This is a genomic window from Pseudomonadota bacterium (assembly GCA_013285445.1).
In the GTDB taxonomy this organism is placed as follows: Bacteria; Pseudomonadota; Gammaproteobacteria; order Xanthomonadales; family Wenzhouxiangellaceae; genus Wenzhouxiangella.
In genome coordinates, this window is record CP053448.1 from 849395 (window position 1) to 871329 (window position 21935).

The 21935-nt window shown below is 58.1% G+C and carries 19 protein-coding genes and 2 pseudogenes; 7 read left to right on the plus strand and 14 right to left on the minus strand.

Annotation, left to right across the window (positions count from 1 at the left end; all coding sequences use genetic code 11):
• Nucleotides 1-86 precede the first annotated feature (86 nt).
• The gene (locus tag HND55_03950; protein ID QKK01888.1) at nt 87-1088 is read left to right on the plus strand and encodes a hypothetical protein; all 1002 of its coding nucleotides are present in this window, start codon (nt 87-89) and stop codon (nt 1086-1088) included.
• Between the two features lie 190 nt (nt 1089-1278).
• Here the strand turns inward: HND55_03950 and HND55_03955 are convergent, their stop codons facing one another.
• From HND55_03955 to HND55_03980, 6 genes and pseudogenes are all read right to left on the minus strand, one after another.
• Nucleotides 1279-1947 carry a transposase gene (locus tag HND55_03955; protein QKK03977.1) on the minus strand — a complete coding sequence of 223 codons (669 nt, stop codon included), beginning with the start codon at nt 1945-1947 and terminating at the stop codon, nt 1279-1281.
• A 112-nt stretch (nt 1948-2059) separates the two neighbouring features.
• A complete protein-coding gene (gene ltrA / locus HND55_03960; GenBank protein QKK03978.1) occupies nt 2060-3424 on the minus strand; it encodes a group II intron reverse transcriptase/maturase in 1365 nt (454 codons plus the stop codon).
• A gap of 459 nt (nt 3425-3883) precedes the next feature.
• Nucleotides 3884-4465, minus strand: coding sequence for a hypothetical protein (locus tag HND55_03965; protein ID QKK01889.1), 582 nt, complete (start codon nt 4463-4465; stop codon nt 3884-3886).
• A 227-nt stretch (nt 4466-4692) separates the two neighbouring features.
• Nucleotides 4693-4845: pseudogene (locus HND55_03970) on the minus strand (transposase).
• A 570-nt stretch (nt 4846-5415) separates the two neighbouring features.
• A complete protein-coding gene (locus HND55_03975; protein ID QKK01890.1) occupies nt 5416-6102 on the minus strand; it encodes a hypothetical protein in 687 nt (228 codons plus the stop codon).
• 233 nt (nt 6103-6335) lie between these two features.
• A complete protein-coding gene (locus HND55_03980) occupies nt 6336-7271 on the minus strand; it encodes a hypothetical protein (protein QKK01891.1) in 936 nt (311 codons plus the stop codon).
• Between the two features lie 480 nt (nt 7272-7751).
• Here HND55_03980 and HND55_03985 point away from each other — a divergent pair, with 480 nt between their 5' ends.
• The 4 genes from HND55_03985 to lspA all read left to right on the plus strand — a co-directional run bounded on the left by HND55_03985 (nt 7752) and on the right by lspA (nt 11556).
• The gene (locus tag HND55_03985; protein ID QKK01892.1) at nt 7752-8915 is read left to right on the plus strand and encodes a hypothetical protein; all 1164 of its coding nucleotides are present in this window, start codon (nt 7752-7754) and stop codon (nt 8913-8915) included.
• Complete coding sequence (locus tag HND55_03990; GenBank protein QKK01893.1) at nt 8887-9549, plus strand: IS91 family transposase; 663 nt, start codon at nt 8887-8889, stop codon at nt 9547-9549. The genes HND55_03985 and HND55_03990 overlap by 29 nt, the downstream gene beginning before the upstream one ends.
• 591 nt (nt 9550-10140) lie before the next feature.
• On the plus strand, nt 10141-11178 hold the full coding sequence (locus HND55_03995) for an IS630 family transposase (protein ID QKK01894.1): 1038 nt from the start codon (nt 10141-10143) through the stop codon (nt 11176-11178).
• A 33-nt stretch (nt 11179-11211) separates the two neighbouring features.
• Complete coding sequence (gene lspA, locus HND55_04000) at nt 11212-11556, plus strand: signal peptidase II (protein QKK01895.1); 345 nt, start codon at nt 11212-11214, stop codon at nt 11554-11556.
• Between the two features lie 139 nt (nt 11557-11695).
• On the opposite strand, the gene HND55_04005 is transcribed toward lspA, so the two are convergent.
• The 7 genes from HND55_04005 to HND55_04035 form a co-directional block, all read right to left on the minus strand.
• The gene (locus tag HND55_04005) at nt 11696-12604 is read right to left on the minus strand and encodes a cation transporter (GenBank protein QKK01896.1); all 909 of its coding nucleotides are present in this window, start codon (nt 12602-12604) and stop codon (nt 11696-11698) included.
• Nucleotides 12605-12713: 109 nt separating this feature from the next.
• Nucleotides 12714-12908: a hypothetical protein gene (locus HND55_04010; GenBank protein ID QKK01897.1), complete on the minus strand. Its 195-nt coding sequence runs from the start codon at nt 12906-12908 to the stop codon at nt 12714-12716.
• Between the two features lie 168 nt (nt 12909-13076).
• The gene (locus tag HND55_04015) at nt 13077-13418 is read right to left on the minus strand and encodes a P-II family nitrogen regulator (GenBank protein ID QKK01898.1); all 342 of its coding nucleotides are present in this window, start codon (nt 13416-13418) and stop codon (nt 13077-13079) included.
• 15 nt (nt 13419-13433) lie between these two features.
• A complete protein-coding gene (locus tag HND55_04020) occupies nt 13434-16535 on the minus strand; it encodes an efflux RND transporter permease subunit (GenBank protein QKK01899.1) in 3102 nt (1033 codons plus the stop codon).
• Nucleotides 16536-16550: 15 nt separating this feature from the next.
• Nucleotides 16551-17597 carry an HlyD family efflux transporter periplasmic adaptor subunit gene (locus HND55_04025; protein QKK01900.1) on the minus strand — a complete coding sequence of 349 codons (1047 nt, stop codon included), beginning with the start codon at nt 17595-17597 and terminating at the stop codon, nt 16551-16553.
• On the minus strand, nt 17594-18991 hold the full coding sequence (locus HND55_04030; GenBank protein ID QKK01901.1) for a TolC family protein: 1398 nt from the start codon (nt 18989-18991) through the stop codon (nt 17594-17596). The genes HND55_04025 and HND55_04030 overlap by 4 nt, the downstream gene beginning before the upstream one ends.
• An 80-nt stretch (nt 18992-19071) precedes the next feature.
• Nucleotides 19072-19416 (minus strand): DUF2946 family protein, encoded by a 345-nt coding sequence (locus HND55_04035; GenBank protein QKK01902.1) that lies wholly within the window; start codon nt 19414-19416, stop codon nt 19072-19074.
• A gap of 82 nt (nt 19417-19498) precedes the next feature.
• On the opposite strand from HND55_04035, the gene HND55_04040 reads away from it, so the two are divergent.
• The gene (locus HND55_04040; GenBank protein QKK01903.1) at nt 19499-20725 is read left to right on the plus strand and encodes an ISL3 family transposase; all 1227 of its coding nucleotides are present in this window, start codon (nt 19499-19501) and stop codon (nt 20723-20725) included.
• A gap of 226 nt (nt 20726-20951) precedes the next feature.
• Here HND55_04040 and HND55_04045 read toward each other — a convergent pair whose 3' ends face one another.
• Nucleotides 20952-21227 (minus strand): MerR family DNA-binding protein, encoded by a 276-nt coding sequence (locus HND55_04045; GenBank protein QKK03979.1) that lies wholly within the window; start codon nt 21225-21227, stop codon nt 20952-20954.
• Between the two features lie 10 nt (nt 21228-21237).
• On the opposite strand from HND55_04045, the pseudogene HND55_04050 reads away from it, so the two are divergent.
• Nucleotides 21238-21921, plus strand: a pseudogene (locus tag HND55_04050) (IS91 family transposase).
• Nucleotides 21922-21935 lie beyond the last annotated feature (14 nt).

Sequence of the window (21935 nt, forward strand, 5' to 3'; positions counted from 1 at the left end):
AATTTAGGACCTCAAAACCCGCCGCGCTATTCGCGCGGCGGGCTCGTCCTAATGTACACCGCAGGCCAGTATAGGACATCAAAGCCATGCGCCTAATACAGTTCCGAGCGACGCTTTGCCTGGTCGTATTTGCATTCACTCTTCATGCCAACCAGGAAGTGCATGCCAATATCGGGTTTGGCGTCGACAATGCACAAGCCTTACGAGACTTTCTTATTGCGCGGGAAAACGCACTCTATGACCAGCTTGGCGCAGATAGTAATGATAATGCACCATTTGGGCGCCCGATGCTCGCTGCTTACGGAGAGTGGATAGATGTTGACGCCTCAAGGTCTGCAAAAAGCATGGATAGTGAATCAGTCTCGCTCTGGCTCGAATCTACTTATCTAGTTTTTTTTCATTCATTGAACGCAACCATTTTTAAGCAAGGCAAAGATTTGTTTCGTGAATTAGAATCTCGAGACGCTGCAGAGCTTATTGATATTCGTCGAATCGTGGAAATGGCAATCGGTGCTCGTGAATTTGCTTTTGCTAATCAATTGATAAATACCCATTCTGAACTCAACATTGACACGCTCCCTGCCATTGAATACGACGAGCACTTTGATGAAGACCTGCCCGCGGTGCTCCATGTCAATGGAAACAATTCGTCGCTCATTGCGTCAAACATTACATTTGACAATGGAACGCTAAGGCTGCTTTTTATATTTCACCCACATTGCAACTTTTCACGCAAGGCGGCCAAAGAATTGCAATCAATTAACCATTTTGATTGCTTTTCAAGCAGACATGGTGATTGGCTGGCACCCATGCATTTCCAAGATGAGAGCCGAGCGATTTCAAGCTGGAATACCGCGAACCCAGAGTCACTGGTGAAACTGGTTTACAATCCAACCGCATGGGAGCCAATTTACTTCACTGAAACTCCGACATTCTACCTCTTGGAGGGCGACAAGGTCCTTTCCTCGGTACATGGCTGGCGGCCAGATTCAACCCCCGCCGCGGTGAGCGACATGCTCGCCACTTTTCTGTCCCAATCGGAAGTCGAGGATTGCCAACCAGGCTCTGAAGGAGCCAGCAAGCAATAATGTCAACACCACCGTCAGATGCCCCCTTTCCAGCGAGGTGAGATGTCTCCGTTTTCTCGGCTTACCAATCATCGAGTATAGATTCTATGTTACCCGTCAACCCGCCATATGCAAATTTGCGTCAAATTCGACGTTTTTCTGAAGCAGCGCGGAACGTGTCAACATATTCCCAACACATCGGCGACGATTTCTATGTAACAACCTCGGGCAGCTCGGTGCTGACCGGTGTTGGTGAGACGTGGAACGCTTTCGGATCGTCGAGTAGCTCCGCGGCAGTCTGACCGTCGTCCGGATTGATCGAGACCACCGCTGGCGGTCTGGCGACGCGGGGCGGCCCGTTGACGTAGCGCTCGGGATGCACGGCATAATGCTGATCCATGGCGGCCTGTCGCACTTGCCAGAGTGCTTCGAACTGGCCGGTGTAGAGATCCTCGGGGGTAAACAGCGCCAGGCCTTCATGCGGCCTTTGGCGATAAGCCGGGAAGAACTCGCTGCACCATTGCCGGGCATGGTCCTCGTCTCGGAAGCGGCCCGGGTAGCTCGGCCAGTACTTGGTGGTCTTGAACTGGCTTTCGCTGAAGGGATTGTCATTGCTGACTCTCGGTCTCGAGAAGCTACGCTCGACGCCAAGGTCGGACAGCAGATCGCCGAAGCTGTGTGCGATCATCGGTGAGCCGCGGTCCTGGTGGACGATCAGTTGGTTCGGCTCGATCTCCCGACGCGACAGCACCTCGCGGAACAGGTGACAGGCTAGTCCGGCATTCTCCTTGCGCGAGACCATCCAGCCGACGGGATAGCGGCTGAACAGATCCAGAATGACGTACAGGCACAGGTAGAAGCCGCGTGTGACTGTCGGCAGCTTCGTGTAGGGTCGGACCGGGGCGCCCTGCGTGCCTTGCGGCGCGTGGGTCTCCCCGGCCCGCCCTCCGAACCGGACGTGCGACTCTCACCGCATCCGGCTCTCCATGCGTTCATGCCGTCGTCGCCCAGGGTGTTGGTATTCGGGCCCCGCGGTAGCGATAACGAACAATCGAGACCTCCTGGGCCTTGAACAAGGTTGTAGCCCCGTCGGCGAACCGCCAGGCAGGCAGTTCGCGTCGGACGAGCTTCTTCTTGCCGATCCCGAGATGGCGCTTCCGGAGCCAGCGGAACACCCGATGCCACGTAAAGTAGTCGAGATAGCTGAACGTCCGGGCCGACACACCGTATCGGAAATACTCACACCAGCCCCGCAGCACGCGATTTAGCACTTGCAGCAGGGCACCGAGCGATTGATGTTTGCCGCGACGGGTCAGCGAGCGCACCTTTGCCATCACGGAAGCCAAAGACTTCTTCGATGGGTAGGTGTAGACCACTCGCTTGCCTTCACGGCCTTGCCAGCGGCGGCGATGGATATGCCAGCCAAGGAAGTCAAAACCTTCATCAACATGGCAGACCCGCGTCTTCTCTGCCGACAGGGACAACCCCATGGGCTTGAGAAGAGTCTCTACCTCCCCCCGCAGCGCTTCAGCATCCGCATGCTGACCGTGAACCAAGACGACGAAGTCGTCCGCATAGCGGACGAGCCGCATCGCAGGAACACCGGTCCGGCGGAGCTTGGCGCGTCGCCATGAAGGCCCGAGAGCTTCCCACTTCTGAACGAAGTGTTCGTCGAGGACCGACAAGGCGATATTGGCGAGAAGTGGAGACAAAATGCCACCCTGCGGTGTGCCGGTGATCGTTTCTCGGGCTTTACCATCCTCCACGAGAATGCCAGCCTTCAGAAACGCCCGAATCAGTTTCAGTACCCGCTTGTCTCCGACTCGTCGAGCGACACGACGCATCAGTGCCGTGTGGTCAATATTGTCGAAGCACGCCTTGATGTCCGCCTCGAATACCCATTGGTAATTGCGAGTTGGAGCAGCGAGAAAGCGGACTTCACTGATCGCGTCCTGAGCGCGACGATTGGGCCGAAAACCGTACGAACACGGTTGAAAATCGGCCTCAAAGATCGGCTCAAGCACCAGCACCAAGGATGCCTGTACGACCCGGTCCGAAGCGGTCGGAATGCCCAGGCGACGAGTCTTACCGCCCGCCTTGGGAAACGACTTCTCCCGAACCCGGGTTGGACGATAGCATCGAGCTTTGAGCAGTGCCCTCAGCTCGGCCAGAAATACCTCCGGTGACTCAATGGAGCAAGGTGCTATTCCATCTACACCGGCGGCACGTCCGCCCTTGTTACCTCTAACCCGGTGCCACGCAGTGACGAGAAACGCCGGGTCATGGACGAGGTTGAACAAGTCATCAAAGCAACGGCCAGATTCAGCCGTTGCCCAACGGTGCAGCTTGGTTTGCATCGCAAGTACCCGTGCCTTGGCGGTTACCCGGTCAGGATACGGTTCGCCGATATTCACCAGCGGTCTCCTTGCAATGGCAAATTGCTGCGAACACACTGGAGCCCTTCGCCATGTACACGGCTTTCCCGTGCTCGGACTACTACGGCTCCTCCGCCCCCTACAGGCAGCATCAGCGGGCAACGCGCTTTTCCTTCGTCGCGAACGACGGTCGGAACTGCCTGTAGGGTTCCCACGTTCACTTTCTGCCGCTCACCAGGTGAGGTGCCCCGCTATGCCCCTGCAGCTTCGCTGCCGCTACGCCGCAGCCCTTCACGACAGCCTCCCGGCCGGCGACATCTTGACCGACAAGGGAGTTCGCCACGGTCAAGCCGTAGTTGCGCGCTGCTACCCAGCCCGTATCCGTCAGGTTGGAGCTGGTGGATCGCTCTTGAGAGGCTTTACACCACGGGTTCACTTTCGTTACACCTTCCTCGTTTGCTCGCCGGACCCATAGCATCTGACAGTGCTGCTATGTCCCGGCTTTGTCAGGGCTGCTTGCCACCCTTGCTGGCGTTCCCCAGGTCGGGCTGCCCTCAGCTTGAACCCGGCAGCTGCGACTGCCGAGCCGCGATGGTCTCTCACCGTCGCACGGTCAGAAAGCGCCTCGTGGCGCTCGATGTCCCAGGTCCAGACCTGGTCCGGACCCGTCGCTTCCAGCTGCGGTTTGACGTGGTGCTGAGCCGGGCGCTGGTTGCGGCGTTCGCGCGTCTCTTCTCGCCGGCGCAGCAGACGATACATGGTCGAGATTGAGCCCAGTACGGTGCCTTCGCTGAGCAGGGTTGCGTAGACCTGGCGCGGGGCGGCGTCCTGGAAGCGCTCGGAGTGCAGCGCATCGAGGATGCGCTGCTCTTCGGCCTCCGATAGTCCGCGACCAGTGCCCGCGGGCACCGCGGTCCGGCGCCGACGCCGGCGGTCTGGATAGCACCAGTGGCGTGGAACATTCAGGGCCCGGCAAGCTTGTGTCTTGGGTACATCCGGCGGCAGGGCGGCCAGGGTGCTCACGATCTGCTCCCGTCGTTGTCGCTGTCGAACAGGTGCAAGACTTTTTTTTGGAGATCGACCAGTTGTTCGGCCACGTAGGCACGTTTCTCCAGCTTGGCGTTGACCTTCTTCAGGCGCTCGAGCTCCTTGTCGCGCGGATCGGCGGGTTTGCGGCCCGGCTGACGGGCGGCCACGCCGGCTTCGCCATGCTCGGCCAGGTCCTTGCGCCAGGTTGACAACTGACCGGCATACAGGCCCTTGCGCCGCAGCCAGGCCCCTTTCTCGCCATGCGGCAACGCATCAGCCTCGGCCAGCAACCGCTTCTTCTCGGCTACGCTGAAGCGGCGTCGGGTACGCTTCTCAAGGCGCGGGTCGGTGACAACTTCGTTGGAATCAGACATCTATTCACTCCGTAAGCGCCCTGAATGTTACAGATAAAACCGATCAGGTGCTGTTGGGAGAGATGTTGACACACAGGGTCATGGCCTGCGCGCCCTCATCTATTCCATATGGGCTTACGTCACAGGGACCCGGGCAATAACGACAGATATTGACCATTTTCTCCGCATGACTAACTTGTCTACAGTTACCGGGTGGATTCTGTCCACACGGCAGGCATATAAAATCACCGTAGCAGTCCCAAAATTTATGATCCACGTAGGTACATTCGTCTGCATGAGTCACTGTCAACATCACGCAAGCAGACAGCACGGTAAAAATCTTTAGGGTGATAGAAATGATTCTCATTGGAGTAACCTCCTGTTCACAAAGGCACTAGAATTTGATTCATCTTCAAACTAACAATACATCGGTAATTCAGGGGCACTACTAAAAAGCCGCCCTAGTACGCCAATGAGAGACGAACCAACCAGCGCCTGGTTGGCAGCTGCGAAAGCCGAATTGATGCAGGTCGTCCGAAAACTCTCATCGGACGTCCAATTCATGGCATTCAAATAGGCGAAACGCATTAATCAGTCGAAGTATGCAATGTCCTGAATAGAGTAGAGCGCCGCATCGAGAGCGGTCCCACGAATGGCCGCACGTGAACCCTTGAGTCGTTCAAGGCTGATTTGAGTTAGACCTAGAGACTTCGCCATCGATCTGGCCTCCTCCAAGTCAGCCGCCCGCTCTAGTATTCCGCATACGTCCTGACCATATCCGAGCAGCACTACCAAATGCTGGCGTGCACGCGGGCTTGAGCGCATGCACGCCCAATCAATGTCAACTTCGCCGATTGGGTGTGATTCGTGGATACGCCCCCAAAGCCAGGTAAGATCAAATTCAGAACTTCCCTGAGTTCCAGATGCGTCTCGAAATTCAGTGAGCACGTCCGCAATCCGAGACGCATTAACGTCTGCGGGAGCCGTGTATGTAATCATCCTAAAATCGAAGCGCTGAAAGGACTCACCATTTATGGAAAGCGCCGGCGCTACAGAGAAAAAGTGCTGAGCTCTATTGCCGATCAACTCCTCGAAGGAATTCAGATTCTCAGCAAGCGGTATCGCGAACCGATGCGCGTCTGCAAGTCTCTCTGTTAGATCAGGCTCTCCCGGTATGGGAGCGCAAGTTTTTTCCATTCCGTCCTGTAGCGTTGCTTGATCCGTGGCGACCTGGAGTACATCTTGAGCAGATGCAATCCCGAACGTCAGAAAGATCAATCCCAGTGCGCTAGCGACTGTAGTTGATAAAGGCGCAACCCGGCTCTCAGGTCGACTCAAACCCGGAACGATAGAGGGGCACCTTCCTTCGGTAGCTATTGGTCGCATGATATCCTCAACAAAGTGGGTTTCGAACGAAGCGACCTTGGAGACCGGGAGCCAAGGGCGTCAAACGGTTGACGCCCATGACTCTCCGGTACACTCAAGCGCATTCAGCTCAGAAACGGATCCGATTAATCACCACCATGCAGAAGCTGGTTATTAATCCCCAGTTCTAAATTCTCTGCGGAGCCAATAATCAGATCTTCCGCTGATTGAACATGACCAATGCTGAAGTGACCTTCACGCTCGGTCTCATTCGCAATAATCAGGGTTTGACCAAGCAACTGCTCGTCAGCAGCATCGTATGAGGAGATCAAGAGACCAACATCATCATCAGATAGGGGAAATAGTTCCGTTTTCAGGTTAACGGTCATGGGTAAAGCAAGCTGGTACTCCTTACTCGGAGGATCGTCAAGCAGCGCGGAAATTCGAGCGGGATTATTCGCATGCTTGACAGCACGCAACGTATACAACTCGGAGAGTTCCGGTGAAGCATGGTAGATGGCTTGGGATTCCCTGAGCAATGAAATTGGGCGATACTGCTCGTCATACCAGTACGCCAAAAGTGCGGCGGCATGGGTGGGGAACTCTTGTGATAACCTCACGAATGTGTCATCCGCCGGAGAAAATTCAAGACGAAACGCGATTCCGTCTTTCAATTCCTCAGGAGTCTGCGTATCAGTGGCCTGACCCATCCATTGCTCGGATACCTTTTGGGAAAATCCGCGGTCTTCAACGCCGTAGGTCGAATAGGTGCATTTTCCTATACAGTACCGGCAAACTGTGCCGGTCAAAAAGCCCGATCCAACTTCTCTGCATCCAAACCCAGGATGATCGCCACAATCTATACACGTGTGGCCGCCAACGGTACAATCAAATCGAGCTTGAGTCTTACAAGCAGTGGTGCACTCTGCGCAACCGGCAAGCGCCTTATTGCTGTCAAGCGCCCCTAACTCAAGAACTGCAAGCCCAAAGGTAAGCAGGGCGGATGCCGCAAGAACCGCCAGCGTAGTACTCGATGATTGGATTCCAACAGCCAACTTCTGGATAAAATTCCAGTATTTCATAGCTAAGCCTCCCATGTGCCAAATTGTTCTGATATCGCTTCCCTGACAGTAAGGTAAAAAAATCAAGTTTTCGATGTCAACCCCCTGGATGGCTCATCGGATTGTGGCGCGCCCTATACTAGGGATTACGCGGCGTCGCGGTTTGGGAGGAGCCGCTTCCACTGACTAGAGTGCCGGGGCGGGAAGACCGCACGCGCCCAAAGGCGTATGCGGTCAACGGATCCCCGGACGGGGGTCTAAGGTACCCTTCCGCTTGGCTTCTGTGCGTCTGAAGCGGTCTCGGAACTAGAATCGGATTCCGAACCAGCCTCAGATTCCGTCTTCACTCGCCGAGATAGGGCAGGACCAGCGGTGCCTCCAGGAAAGTTTCATGGGCGGGTTAGGCGTGGAGGTACTCTATGTTGCTCTGAGCCACATAACCTCACCTGACCGGCATCGAGAAATCGGTAGCATCGATGGCCCTAGCCAAGGGATCGGGGCTTGTCGAACACCTTGCTGACGCCGGCAAACAGTTGCCCAGTCATGTGCGGCAGGCGTTCGATGGCTACCTGCAATGCGGTCGGCTGGAGCACGGTTTCCTGCGTCTTCACGCGCGACGGCTTCGCTCAGGGGCTTCTTGCCTTCAGCAAACCGCCCCATCGCTCCCGCCTGCGCTGCGATACCTGCCACGCCGAGCACCTGCTGGCGTTCAGCTGCAAGCGCCGCGGATTCTGCCCAAGTTGCGGTGCTCGCCGGATGGCCGATGGTGCAGCCTGGCTGGTCGACCAGGTTTTTCCCGAGCGGCCGATCAGACAATGGGTTCTGAGTCTCCCCTTCCCGCTGCGGTTTCTGCTGGCCACGCACCCGATGCTGATTGGCCGGGTGCTTGGCATCGTCTACCGTGTCATTGCCGGCCATCTGATCCGGCAGGCCGGCTTGACGCAGCAGTCGGCCCGCACGGGTGCGGTGACCCTCATCCAGCGCAGGCAATGGAAAGCGGGCGGTTTTCCCGTCAGGGAAAGAAGCGCGCTTGGAATGCCGTCGCGCGTGATTCGGCTCGGCCCTGAACCTCAACATTCATTTCCACATGCTGTTTGTCGATGGGGTCTACGTGGTGGATTCGCACCACGGCACCTGGCCACGCTTCCAGTGGGTGCGCGAACCGACATCGGCCCAACTGACGCAACTGGTCCACACCATCGCTCGGCGGGTAGGGCGGCTGCTGGAACGCGAAGGGTTACTGGAGCGCGATACCGAACAGCTCGATCTGGGCGAAGCACCCGACGAGGAGGACCCGATCCCCGACCTGGTCGGGCATTCCATCACCTACCGCATTGCCGTCGGCCCGCATCGGGGTCGCAAGGTATGCCACTAATGCAACCGGCGGAATTGCCTCATTCAGGGCTACGGACGGACTCGCCTGCAAGGCAAAGTGACGAAGGCATAGTAGACCTACGTCGAGTCACTTTAACGCCGCAGGCGGATTCGTCCGGAGCCCCCGTTGGGCTTGCCTCTCGGCGTCCGTGGACTGCGTTCTCGGCGCTTGATGTAGACCGGGCTACACCGGCGCGCCGACGCCTTGTCACGAACGCCGAGAGACAAGCTGAATGCGGCAATTCCACCGGTTGCATTAGTGTTGCTCCAGACCCTGCCGATTTGCGATGAGGAGGACTGGGCAACTGGCGGTCCCGGCAACATGGCTGGCTTCTCTCTGCACGCCGGTGTCGCGGTCAAAGCCTGCCAGCGCGACAAGCTTGAGCGGCTGTGCCGATACATCTGCCGGCCTCCCGTCTCCGAAAAGCGCCTGTTCCTGACCGCACGCGGCGAGATCGGCTACACGCTAAAGACCCCGTACCGGGACGGGACGACGCATGTAATCTTCGAGCCACTGGATTTCATCGCCCGGCTGGCCGCGCTCGTCCCGCCGCCGCGCCAGAATCTCACTCGCTTCCATGGGGTGTTCGCACCCAATAGTCCCCATCGGGCCCGGATCACGCCGGCCCGCCGGGGCCGGGGCGCGAAGCCCACAAAGCCAACCCAAACCGAAGACCGCACACCGGCTGAGCAACGCTCGGCGATGCAATGGGCGAAGCGCCTCAAGCGGGTTTTTCAGGTAGATGTGGAGACCTGTCCGAAATGTGGGGGCACGGTCCAGATCATCGCGAGCATCGAAGACCTGCCGGTCATCGAGCGGATCCTGAATCATCTGGCCAAAAACGATCTTCCTGGACTGTGGCCGGACAGCCGGGCACCGCCTGGCACAGGCAGGCCGGCCGAGCGTCCCGGCTTGCATCACTGAAACGCAGGAAACCGGTTTCAGGCCGCGTTCCATCCGGGCGCGGCCCGGTGGCGCTCGTGCCGGATAGGACAATGCTGGCAAAGCGGGGCTACTGGGGCTGCTCGACTGGCTCCTACAGGGTGGAATGGGAAGGAATTCGGCGTGCTGGGGACTTTGGCAAGCGTCCGGGGCCAGCCTGGCACGGCTCCGGATACCGTTGGAAATCAGGAAATAGGGCGCTTATACTTCCTATACTCTCCTGGACTGTGGCCGGACAGCCGGGCACCGCCTGGCACAGGCAGGCCGGCCGAGCGTCCCGGCTTGCATCACTGAAACGCAGGAAACCGGTTTCAGGCCGCGTTCCATCCGGGCGCGGCCCGGTGGCGCTCGTGCCGGATAGGACAATGCTGGCAAAGCGGGGCTACTGGGGCTGCTCGACTGGCTCCTACAGGGTGGAATGGGAAGGAATTCGGCGTGCTGGGGACTTTGGCAAGCGTCCGGGGCCAGCCTGGCACGGCTCCGGATACCGTTGGAAATCAGGAAATAGGGCGCTTATACTTCCTATACTCTCTTATTAACCCGGCAACCAAATAGCTATGGTATAATGCGAGCATGGATAAAGAAGACGCTCGCACACTTGATCCGGCCGCGCAGGAAGAGAAGCGTAAAACAGCAGTTCGTCTTTCCAAGCGCGGGTTCACTCACAAAGACATTGCCGACCAGGTTGGTGTTCATTACCTGACGGTGGGACGTTGGCTGGCGAAGTATCGGGAAGGCGGGATGAAGGCCCTGCTGTCTCAGGTTCGTGGTCGTCGCCTGGGTTCGGGCCGACAGCTGAACGCGGAGCAAGAACAACGCCTTCAGCAGTTGTTGATCGACAAGACACCGGATCAGCTCAAGCTTCAATACGCGCTTTGGACGCGCCAAGCTGTGCAGCAGTTGATCAAGCAAGAAACTGGCCTTAGGGTGCCGATCCGCTCGGTGGGCGAATACCTCAAGCGGTGGGGCTTTACGGTTCAGAAGCCGAAGAAGCAGGCCTATGAGCAGCGCCCGGCTGAGGTTCAGCGATGGTTGGACGATGAGTATCCAGCTATACAGGCCCGGGCAAAGGCAGAAAAGGCAGAGATTCACTGGGGCGACGAGACGGGACTGCGCAGTGACTCTCAGCATACCCGTGGATACGCACCGAAAGGAAAGACCCCTGTCATTCGCCTGAGTGCGAAACGCGAGTCCATCAATCTGATCTCGACTGTCACCAACCAGGGAAAGGTTCGATTCCGGTTCTTCGAGGGCAGCATGAACGCCGATATTTTGATCGATTTTATGAAGCGGCTGATCAAGGATGCCGACCGCAAAGTCTTTCTGATTCTGGATAACCTGCGGGTTCACCATGCCAAGGTCGTCAAAAGCTGGCTGACCGAGCACAGCGACGAAATTGAGGTGTTCTACTTGCCGGCTTACTCTCCGGAGCTCAATCCCGACGAGTATTTGAATTGCGACCTTAAGGCCGGAGTCCACACTGGTACTCCGGCGCGCAACAAAAAGCAGCTCAAGAGCAAGGCAATGGCTCACCTGCAGAAACTGCAAAAGTTGCCCGCGAGAGTTATGAGTTACTTTCAAGCGGAACCCATTCAATACGCAGCGGCATAGCTATTTGATTGCCGGGTTAATAATATCGTGCACATGATGAACCCTGGCGCTGCATTCAGCTTGCTAGCTGATGCTGGTGGCTGGCAACGCTATTTCTTTATTGCATTAGCATCTGGCGTATCAGTTTGGTTGGTTTGGACAATGCGGCAGTGTCCAAACCGGCTTGAAGCGGCGAGCTATTCGTTGGTGCTTGGTGGTGCATTGGGCAACATGGTTGATCGTGTATGGCGAGGATCGGTAGTGGACTTTCTTGATTTTCACTGGAGCAATTCTCATTGGCCAGCATTCAATCTGGCTGATACAGCGATATTCATAGGGGTATGTATTTTGATTGTTGGTACCATAGGCCGTAGAAATGATCCAGCCCATGATGGGTGAGATAGCAGCAACCGTAATAACAACGAAGAAATGAGGTAAGTAGGAACACGTTCCATCATGAAATAGTGGAGCGTGTGGTTTCATCTATTAACTTCGAAATAGTCTCCGCTCTCGCCGGTGCTTGCGGAGAACATCTCTCTTAACCATGCCCATAGGTGTGGGCATTCTTGTGCATGTGGTCCGGGTGTTCGAATTCCAGTGTCGAATGACGTATGTTGAATTCCTGCGCCAGAGCCTGTTTTATCCTGTACTTGATATTCTCAAGCTGATCCCATGCACTTTCCTCGATAATCACATGAGCCTCCAGCGAGGCATCGTGTTCGCCCATCTGCCAAAAATGCACATGGTGAAGGTCGATAACGCCTTCGATGTTGGACAGGGCAACAATGACGGCATCGGTATCGATGTCCACCGGGCTACCCAACATGAGTGTTCTGATGGTACCGCCGATTTCTGTCAGACCCAGGTAGAGAATGTAGCCCGCGATGCCGATGGTGATGGCAGGATCAACCCAGCGCATGTCGAAGAGTAAAATAAGGGTTCCGCCAATGACCACGGCGACCGACGCCAGTGCATCCGACAGATTGTGAAGAAACAGTGCGCGGATATTGATGCTGTCTTTCTGCATCGAATAGGTAAGCAACGCTGTCAAGGCGTCCACGGCCAGAGCGATACCTCCAAGCCCGACGACCCACCAGCCCTTTACCTCTGGAGGATCGATTATCCGCATGCCACCTTCGTAAATCAGGTAGAACCCGATAATGATCAAGGTAGTGTAATTGATGAGGGCTGCAACGATTTCAATGCGTCCGTAGCCAAAGGTCATCCTTGCGTCAGCCGGGCGGCGCGCAATTTTTTGCGCTAAGAACGCGATGACGAGTGATGCCATGTCAGAGAAGTTATGTAAAGCGTCGGCGATAAGGGCGAGACTGCCGGCAAAGATACCGCCCCCAATCTGAGCCAGGGTCAGGATCCCGTTCGCCCAGATGGCGATGGCAACACGTTTATCCTTGGTCTCGGGGGCCATATGCACATGGTCGTGGCTCATTTGGTTAACCTCGTTTGGTGTCTATGTATAAAAAAGCATCTGCTGTATTCGGCTTACTCTGTGCCTGGTCGCCTGTGCCTTGGCGACTTTGTGGATTTTGGGCCATTGGCTACTCATCCTTTTTGACAGTTTTCAGGAATTCCGCAAGGCTGTCTTCGGCCGCTTTTTTGTTCGGGAATGGCCCGATATTTTGACCTTCACGGGTTAAAAAATACCAGTCACTGTTGATGGCGTGGATACGATGTGTTCGAAAGTGTGGAGCTTCCTTCGGGTCATCTTTTCGTTGCTTGGGTGGATCACTCATAATCTTGTCCTGTCGTCATAACCCTGCACAGTAAAGCCATCCAAAACGGCTTGAACTGACTGTACAAGGTCATGAGCCACAGCTCCTGTTGGAGATGAATCATCAGGCGCAGAGGGAGCGAAAGCTGAAATGGAACCCCCGCTCGCCTGAAGAGGGCGGGTTTTTTTCTCAGACAACCGTATCGTCCTCGGCACCGTCTTCAATCCGGATTGCACGATTGACATCGCTGATAAAAATACGACCATCGCCGCGCAGTCCGGTATGCGCCTCGCTTTTCAGTACCCGTACGACCTCGTCCACGTACTGATCGTGACAGACGATTTCCACTTTCACGTGCTTGACAAAATCCCCCGCGCCCTCGATTGGGTTGGCAGCGCTGGTATTGACTTTGCTGCGGCCAAAGCCGACAACGTGGGCGACGCTCATGCCGGTGACGCCCTGCACGCGGTGCAGGGCCAGGGTCACGGCTTCCAGTTTGCGGTGTTTGATATAGGCTTTGATCTCTTGCATGACAGTCACTCCAGGTTAATGGGATTCGCTCATATCAGCGGGCTTGTCAGCAAACCAGTGATACAGTGCGGGTATAACCAATAGGGTCAGTATGGTGGCGGTGACCAGGCCGCCGACCACAACGGTGGCCAGTGGCCGCTGCACCTCGCTGCCGGTGCCGGTGGCGAACAACAGCGGGAACAGCCCCAGTGCGGTGGTGACGGCGGTCATGATTACCGCACGCAGCCTTGCACAAGCCGCCCGGACACTGGCCTCGGCAATGGACACCCCGTCCTTGACCAGTTCATTCAGGTAACTCACCAGCACCAGACCATTTTCCAGAGCGATGCCAAACAGGGCGATAAATCCCACCGAGGCCGGCACCGAGAGGCTCTGGCCACTTAGCCACAGGGCGACAATGCCGCCCACCAGCGCCAATGGAATATTGAGCATGATCAGCAGGGCGTTGCGCAGTGATCCGAAGTTGACGAACAGCATCAGGAACACCAGCGCCAGGGTAATTGGCACCACGATCATCAGGCGCTTGTTGGCCTGTTGTTGAAGTTCGAACTGCCCGCCCCATTTGAGAAAATAGCCCGGCGGCAAATCCACTTGCTGTGCAATGGCGGCATCGGCCTCGGCCACGAAGGAACCGATGTCCCGGTCGCGAACGTTGGTCTGGATGGTGATAAAGCGCTGATTGTTTTCCCGGGTGATCTGGCGCGGCCCCACCACCTCCTCGATGGCAGCCAGTTCCTCCAGGGGAATGCGCTGCCCGGCGGCGTTCTTGATAATGAGCTGCCCGATGACATCGGCCCGGTTGCGCGCGGGTTCTTCAAGGCGCACATAGATATCAAAGCGGCGGATGCCCTCGAACACCTGTCCGGCCTCGCTGCCGCCCACGGCCACGCTCAGGGTGCGTTGCACATCGCTGACATTGAGGCCGTAACGGGCAATGGCCTCCCGGTTCAACGAAATGCGCAGCTGCGGCGTACCGCCGATTTGGTCGCGCTGCACGTCCTGGGCGCCCTGCACGGTGCGCATCACCTTTTCTATAGCCTGTGCTTTCTCCACCAGCACATCCAGGTCATCGCCAAACAGCTTGGCGGCCAGTTCGGCCTTGGTACCGGTGAGCAATTCATCCACGGCGGCGGCGATCGGTTGGGTGAAGTTGAATTGCGCGCCGGGGAAATCCGCGAATTTTTCACTCATGGCCGCATACAAGCCATCCAGCGTCTCCGCGCTCTGCCATTGATCCTGGGGCTTAAGGGCGACGAAAATCTCCGCGTTATTCACCGGATCGGCATGGGCGCCGACTTCACCCCGACCAATGCGCGACACCACTTGGGTGACCTCCGGAAACGCTGCCATCAATTGCCGCTCGAATACGCCAATGGTCGTCTCGGCTTTTTCCAGCGAGATGGACGGCGCCATGGTGGCGCGGATCAGCAGATCCCCTTCATTGAAACGCGGCACAAACTCCGAGCCCAGCCGCGGCGCGACGGCAACGCCAATGAGCAGAACCACTGCCGCCAGGGTCACGGCAATCCAGCGGCGCGCGACTATGGCCTGAACCAGAGGTTGGTAGCCTTTCAGCAGTAAACTGACAATGTCCTTGCGGGGTTTGTCGGGGTCTGCGTCCGGCCGCTTCATCAACAGGGAGGAGGCCACCGGTGCCACAATCAGGGCAAAGAACAGCGAGCCAAGCATGGCCACGGCTACGGTATAGGCCAGTGGCCGGAAGGTCGCCCCTTCCACCCCCTGCAAGGTGAACAGCGGCAGGAACACAATGATGATAATGCTGATGGCAAACAGAATCGGGCGCGCCACTGACTGACAGGCCCGCGCCACCAGGTGCAGGCGTGATTCGTCCGGGGAGGATTCCCGCAACATCCGGTCGATGTTCTCCACCACGACCACCGCGCCATCCACCATCATGCCGATGGCGATGGCAATCCCGCCCAGCGACATCAGGTTGGCGGAGATATCGAAGAATTTCATGGCGAGGAAGGTGAAGCCGACGGAGAACGGAATCGACAGCGCCACCACCAGGCTGGGCCGCAGGCCGCCCATAAAAGCCAACAGCACCAGGGCCACCAGAATAATCCCCTGCAACAGGGCGTTGATCACCGTGCTCACCGCTGCCTTGACCAATGTCGCCTGGTCGTAATAGGGCTGCACCTCGACGCCTTCGGGCAGGTTGGCATTGATGGTGGCTAGCTCCTGCTTAACGGCGCCGATCACCTGGGAGGTATTGCTGCCGATCAGCTTCAATACCATGCCCACGACCACTTCACCTTCGCCGTCCTTGGTGGTGAGGCCGCGGCGGATTTCGCCGCCGATGTCCAGCTCGCCCAGCTGGTGCAGGTAAACGGGTGTGCCGTCGATGGTTTTCACCACGATATTGCGCAGGGCTTCAAGATCCGTGGCCAGACCCACGGAGCGGACGATGTACTCCTCATCGTTTTTGACGATGAACTGCGCCCCGGCGTTGGCATTGTTGGCCTCGATGCGCTCCTTGATGTCGGGCAGCGATACGTCGTAGCGGATCAGTGCGTCGGGGTCGATACGCACCTGGAACTGCTTGACCTCACCGCCGATGGAGAGGACTTCCGTAACGCCTTTTACCGTCTGTAGGTTGAACTTGACGATCCAGTCCTGAATTTCCCGCAGCTCGGTGTTGCTGTATTGCCCGCTGGTATCCTCCAGCACGTAGAACAGAATCTGGCCGAGTCCTGTCGTGATGGGGCCCATCACCGGTTCGCCGAAACCGTCGGGAATAGCCTCCCGGGCCACCTGTAGTCGTTCCCCCACCAGCTGGCGGGCAAAGTAAATATCGGTGCCATCCTCGAAGTAGATATTGACCACCGACAAGCCGAAGTTGGAGATCGACCGCACGTGATCCAGTTGCGGTAGGCCATTCATGGCGCTTTCGATGGGGTAGGTGACGTATTTCTCCACCTCCTCCGGCGCCAGGCCTTCGGTTTCCACAAAGACCTGCACCAACGCCGGTGAAATATCCGGGTAGGCGTCAACCGGCAGGGTGCGATAGGCGAAGTAACCGCCGATAAGCATCGCCAGAGAGATCACGACCACTAACAGTCGGTTCTCCAGCGCAAAACGAATAAGAGTTTGCATACTGTGCTCCCGCGATTAGTGGTTGTGACCGGATTCGAATTCGCTTTTTTGCAGCTGGGCCTTGAGCACGAATCCGCCTTTGGCCACATAGCGTTCACCCGCGTCGAGGCCCGCCAATATCTCCACCGCGTCGCTGTCACCGCGACCGAGCTTGGCCGGACGGGGTTCCCAGCTGCCGTCGTGCTGAACGAATATTGTGGGTTGGCCCTCCAGGTCGATAACGGCGGTCCTGGGTGCCACGACCGCGGCGGGAAATTCACCCAGAGTAATTTGGCCTTCAATGAACATCCCCGGCTTCCAGTCATTGTCAGGATTGGCCAGGAAGACCCGCGCCAGGCCTGTGCGGGTGGCCTCGTCTACCAGCGGCGCCACATAGTCCAGGCTGGTCTCCACGGGTGCGGGGCCATGGCTGGTGGTGATTCGCACCGGCTGTCCGGTTTTTACCAGCGGCACCTGCTTGGGATAGAGGGCAATATCCACCCACAGGGTGGACAGGTTCGCGACGACAAAAGCGGTATCGTCGGGCGCCAGGTGTTCTCCCAGGGTGACGTGGCGTTTGATAACCACGCCGTCGATCAGGGATTTCAGCTGAAAGCGGGACAGTGTCTCGGAACTCTCGGCCACGGCGAGCACATCGCCGGCCTTGACCCGGTCACCGGTTTTTGCCTGTACCTCGACGATCTTTGCCGCAAAGCGGGGCGTGATATGGGCCACGGCCTCCTCGTTGAGTTTCACCTCGCCGGGCAGCGAGACCTGTTGGCGAATCACACCGGCTTCAGCAGTGGCGATTTCACCACCAAAGTCCCGTAGCAGGTCGGCGCTAAAAGTCAGCTCGGGCTCTTCGTCTTCATGGCCTTCATGACCGGCTTCTTCGGCATGGTCGCCTTCATCTTCAGCGTGATCTTCCCCGGCATGTTCCTCTTCCGAGTGGTGCTTTTCATCTGCGTGCTGAGCCCCTTCTTCGGTGTGAGCGGCTTGATCCGATGGGGCGGCGATTGCGCTTTGAGATGCCATGGCAGCAAGCAGCAAGCCGCTCATTAAATAATTCAGTAACTTGTTCATTGTGATTCATCCTGTGGCGAAAGAGACCCTTCATCATCGATGCTGTCCAGTGTGGGCAGACGCAGATTGGACCGGAAATCATTGGCCCCGTCGGTGGGGTAGAGTGATAGGCGCTCCCCGGTAAGCGGCTGGCCGGTCAAGGTCTCCAGGGTGATAAGGGTTTGGTGAAAATCGGTGGCGGCGGCAACCGCCTCGGTTTCGAAGGACAGCAACTGGCGCCGGGCTTCCACCAGTTCCAGATAGGAAAAACGCCCGTCGCCGTAGCCTTCCTGAATCAGCGCCAGTGCCTGCTGTGCCTCGGGCAGTATCTGCTCACGTAACAGGGTAACCCGCTCGCGAGCCTGTTCCAGTTGGGCGAAGGCATTGCGCAGTTCCGTAAAAACCTTCACCCGGGTGGCTTTCTCTTCGAGATCCAGTTTCGCCAGATCCTCCCGCGCGGCCCTGATGTCGCCCTGGTTGCGGTTAGAGACGCCAAGAGGCATGGAAAACGAAAAAACCACACCCGTATCGCCGGTGCCTTCGACCCGTCTGATGCCCGCGCCGACTTCGATGTCCTGTCGGCCCCGGGCAATCGCCAGGTCCAGTTCGGCCTTACGCAGTCTTTCCAGGGTCATAAACCGTTGCAGCTGCGGCGCCTGTTCCAACTGTCGTTGGATGCTGACAAACTCAGGCGTCGGCGCCAAGGCAAAGAGTTCGGCCTCGACGCCGGTAAAATCCGCCGAGGTTTCGCCCCATAGACTCGCCAGGCGCCGCTTGGTATTGCCCAGGCGCACGGTGAGATTGCTCACCGCCAGCTTGGCCTGCATCAGATCCGTGCGGGCACGGCTCAGTTCCGCCCGACTGGCGCTGCCTGCGTCAAACCGCCTTTGGGCGACGTTTTCTGCGGTGCTGGTAAACTCCACGACTTGCCGGGCAAAGGCCAGTAGGCGCTGGGTTTGTGCCACCTCCAGGTAGCGGCTGGCCGCCGCCGACAGTGCGTCGAGGCGGGCCAGTTCGTAATCGCGCTCGACGGTTTGGCGACGCCACTGGCCGACATCCCGGCGCAGAGGGCGCTTGCCGCCCATCTCTATGATTTGGCTGAGCGCCAGGGTGGTTTCCATGGCATCGGTGCCCGAGAACTCGCCATTGCCGGCAATATTCTCGACCTCGAGGGAGACCTGTGGGTTGGGTCGAAACCCGGCCTGGAGAGCCCGCGCCTCGGCCGCGCGAATATCGTAGGGATAGATCGCCAATTCGGGATTGTCATTTAGCACCCGGGCGAAGGCCTCGGGTAGGGTCAGTGTTGTCGGGTCGCGGTCGGCGGCCTGGATAAGCCCGGACAGGCTTAGCAGCGCGCCGCAAATCAGCAGGCGCGTTGTCCGGATTATCAGGCTTCGGCCTGAATCCGGACGCAAACGGAATAGCATGGACATGAATTACCTCACGTAAAGATTTTTGAAAAATCCTGGTGCCGGTCGATGACCGGAAAGTGAGGTTAGGCTATGGGCGGTCGGAGTATCGCAGCGATGTGGGGAGAGGGGTGGTCGACGGTATAGCGCAGCGTGACTTGGCCGGAAGAGGCAGTAGACAGCGTGGGCAGCTGCATGGACAGCAGCATATGAGAGCCATGGCAATGGCAGGAGTGGCAATGGCCGGGCGGTGTGTTGTGGTCTGATCCCGGTGACGGGTCTGTCGCTTGGGTTGAACCGTCTCCCCCGGACATATCCGCCAACTCATGGGGTTGGTGATCCGAATGGATGGGCAATACATCGGCGGCGATGGATAGTGATTGCACTACCATCAATACCGCAAACAGTATTAGCGTCCAGTTTTTTGCCATTCGGTTATCGGCTCTTCCCGTTTTTGTGTGGGCTGACCGGTTCGGATAGGCTACCGGCTGGCCCTGATTCGAGTCCAGTTTCATGCATGACCGCGAGCTCTACCGCCAGATTCTCGGCATTCAGGCACCCTGGGAGGTGTCCGACGTGCAAGTCGACCTGCCCGGCACCGGCGTGACCGTCCATATTCGGCATTCCGGCACGGATCTGGCTTGCCCGCAGTGCGGGGTCAGCTGTTCGGGCTACGACACCCGCGAGCGCAAGTGGCGGCATCTCGACACCTGCCAGTACAAGACCTGGTTGGTCGCGCAGGTTCCGAGGGTTCGGTGTCCGGAGCATGGCGTTCATCAGCTGCCGGTGCCCTGGGCGGAGAACAACTCCAGATTGACGGCGTTGTTCGAAGCACTCGTGATCGATTGGCTCAAGATCGGCACGATCTCGGAGGTTGCCGAGCGGCTGGGCTTGAGCTGGTCTGCGGTCAGCGGCGTGCAGGAGCGTGCGGTGGCACGCGGCCTGGCGCGCCGGACGCAGGATTTTCCGGACGCGATCGGCATCGACGAGACGGCGTTTCAGCGCCGGCACCAGTATGTGACGGTGATCAGCAGCGGCGATCGGGTGCTGCACATCTCCGACGACCGCAAGCGTGCGAGCCTGGACGCCTGGTACGCGGCGCAGCCGGCCGAAGCGCTGGCAGGCTTGCGCACGGTGGCGATGGACATGTGGCGGCCTTTCATCGATTCGACACTGGCCCACGTTCCGGGGGCGGCGAGCAAGATCGCCTTCGACAAGTTCCACGTTGCCATGCATCTGGGCGATGCCGTCGACAAGGTTCGCCGGGCCGAGCACAAGGCCTTGCTGGCCGAGGGCGAGTCGGTCCTGATCAAGAGCCGCTATCTCTGGCTGCAGCATCCTGACAACATGACCGACAAGAGCTGGGGCCGCCTCAAGGCGCTCAAGTCCGCCAACCTCAAGACCGCCCGGGCCTGGGCGATCAAGACCCACGCAATGTGCCTGTGGGGCTACCAATCCAGAACCTGGGCCCGCAAAGCCTGGATGAGCTGGTATGGCTGGGCGATCCGTTCGCGCCTGGCACCGATCAAGAAGGTCGCGCGAACGATCAAGGCTCATCTCGAGGGCATCCTCACAGCAGTGGTCACCGGCGCGACCAACGCCCGTGCCGAGGGTTTCAACACCATGATCCAGAAGATCAAGCGCGACGCCCGCGGTTTCCGGAACAAGGAGCGCTTCAAGGCTGCGATCTACTTCCACCTCGGTGGCCTCGATCTCTACCCGGAGGCAGTTCGAAAATGACTGCTACCCACACGATTCAGTGAAGAGCCCGGTTATCTAGCGACTCGGTTAGAAGGAGATCCGAAGTCTAACATAAGTCAAGGTTCGATCAACTCAGGCCATTGTCCGAAATAGAGTTTCGCCAGCTGGGGGGGTAGGTTGCCCAAAGGCTGGTCTCGTTTTTTTTGGTTTGGACCTTGCACATCGCATCCGACTAGTTGCGACGATCTTTTTGTCATGTGTTCCATCATTTGGTAGCTGTATCAAACCCCTCGTGGAGGGATGCGATCAGCGGGCAGGTGACACTGTCCTTCTGGGTACAGCACTCCTCGACGAGTTGGTCGAGCACGCCTTCAATTTGTTGAAGACTGCGGATCTTGTCTCGCACGTTGCCCAGCTTGCGCTCGCCCAGTGCTTTGGCCTCGTCGCAATGGGTGCCGTCTTCGAGTTTCAGCAGTTCTCCGATTTCCTCCAGACTGAATCCCAGCCATCGCGCCCTGCGGATGAATCGAAGCCGTGCCAGCGCGTCCTCGTTGCTGTTTGTCGATGGGGTCTACGTGGTGGATACGCACCACGGCACCTGGCCACGCTTCCAGTGGGTGCGCGAACCGACATCGGCCCAACTGACGCAACTGGTCCACACCATCGCTCGGCGGGTAGGGCGGCTGCTGGAACGCGAAGGGTTACTGGAGCGCGATACCGAACAGCTCGATCTGGGCGAAGCACCCGACGAGGAGGACCCGATCCCCGACCTGGTCGGGCATTCCATCACCTACCGCATTGCCGTCGGCCCGCATCGGGGTCGCAAAGTATTCACCCTCCAGACACTTCCGATCTGTGATGAGGAGGACTGGGCAACTGGCGGTCCCGGCAACATGGCTGGCTTCTCTCTGCACGCCGGTGTCGCGGTCAAAGCCTGCCAGCGCGACAAGCTTGAGCGGCTGTGCCGATACATCTGCCGGCCTCCCGTCTCCGAAAAGCGCCTGTTCCTGACCGCACGCGGCGAGATCGGCTACACGCTAAAGACCCCGTACCGGGACGGGACGACGCATGTAATCTTCGAGCCACTGGATTTCATCGCCCGGCTGGCCGCGCTCGTCCCGCCGCCGCGCCAGAATCTCACTCGCTTCCATGGGGTGTTCGCACCCAATAGTCCCCATCGGGCCCGGATCACGCCGGCCCGACGTGGCCGGACAGCCGGGCGCCGCCGGCAGCGCGCACCGGCTTGCAT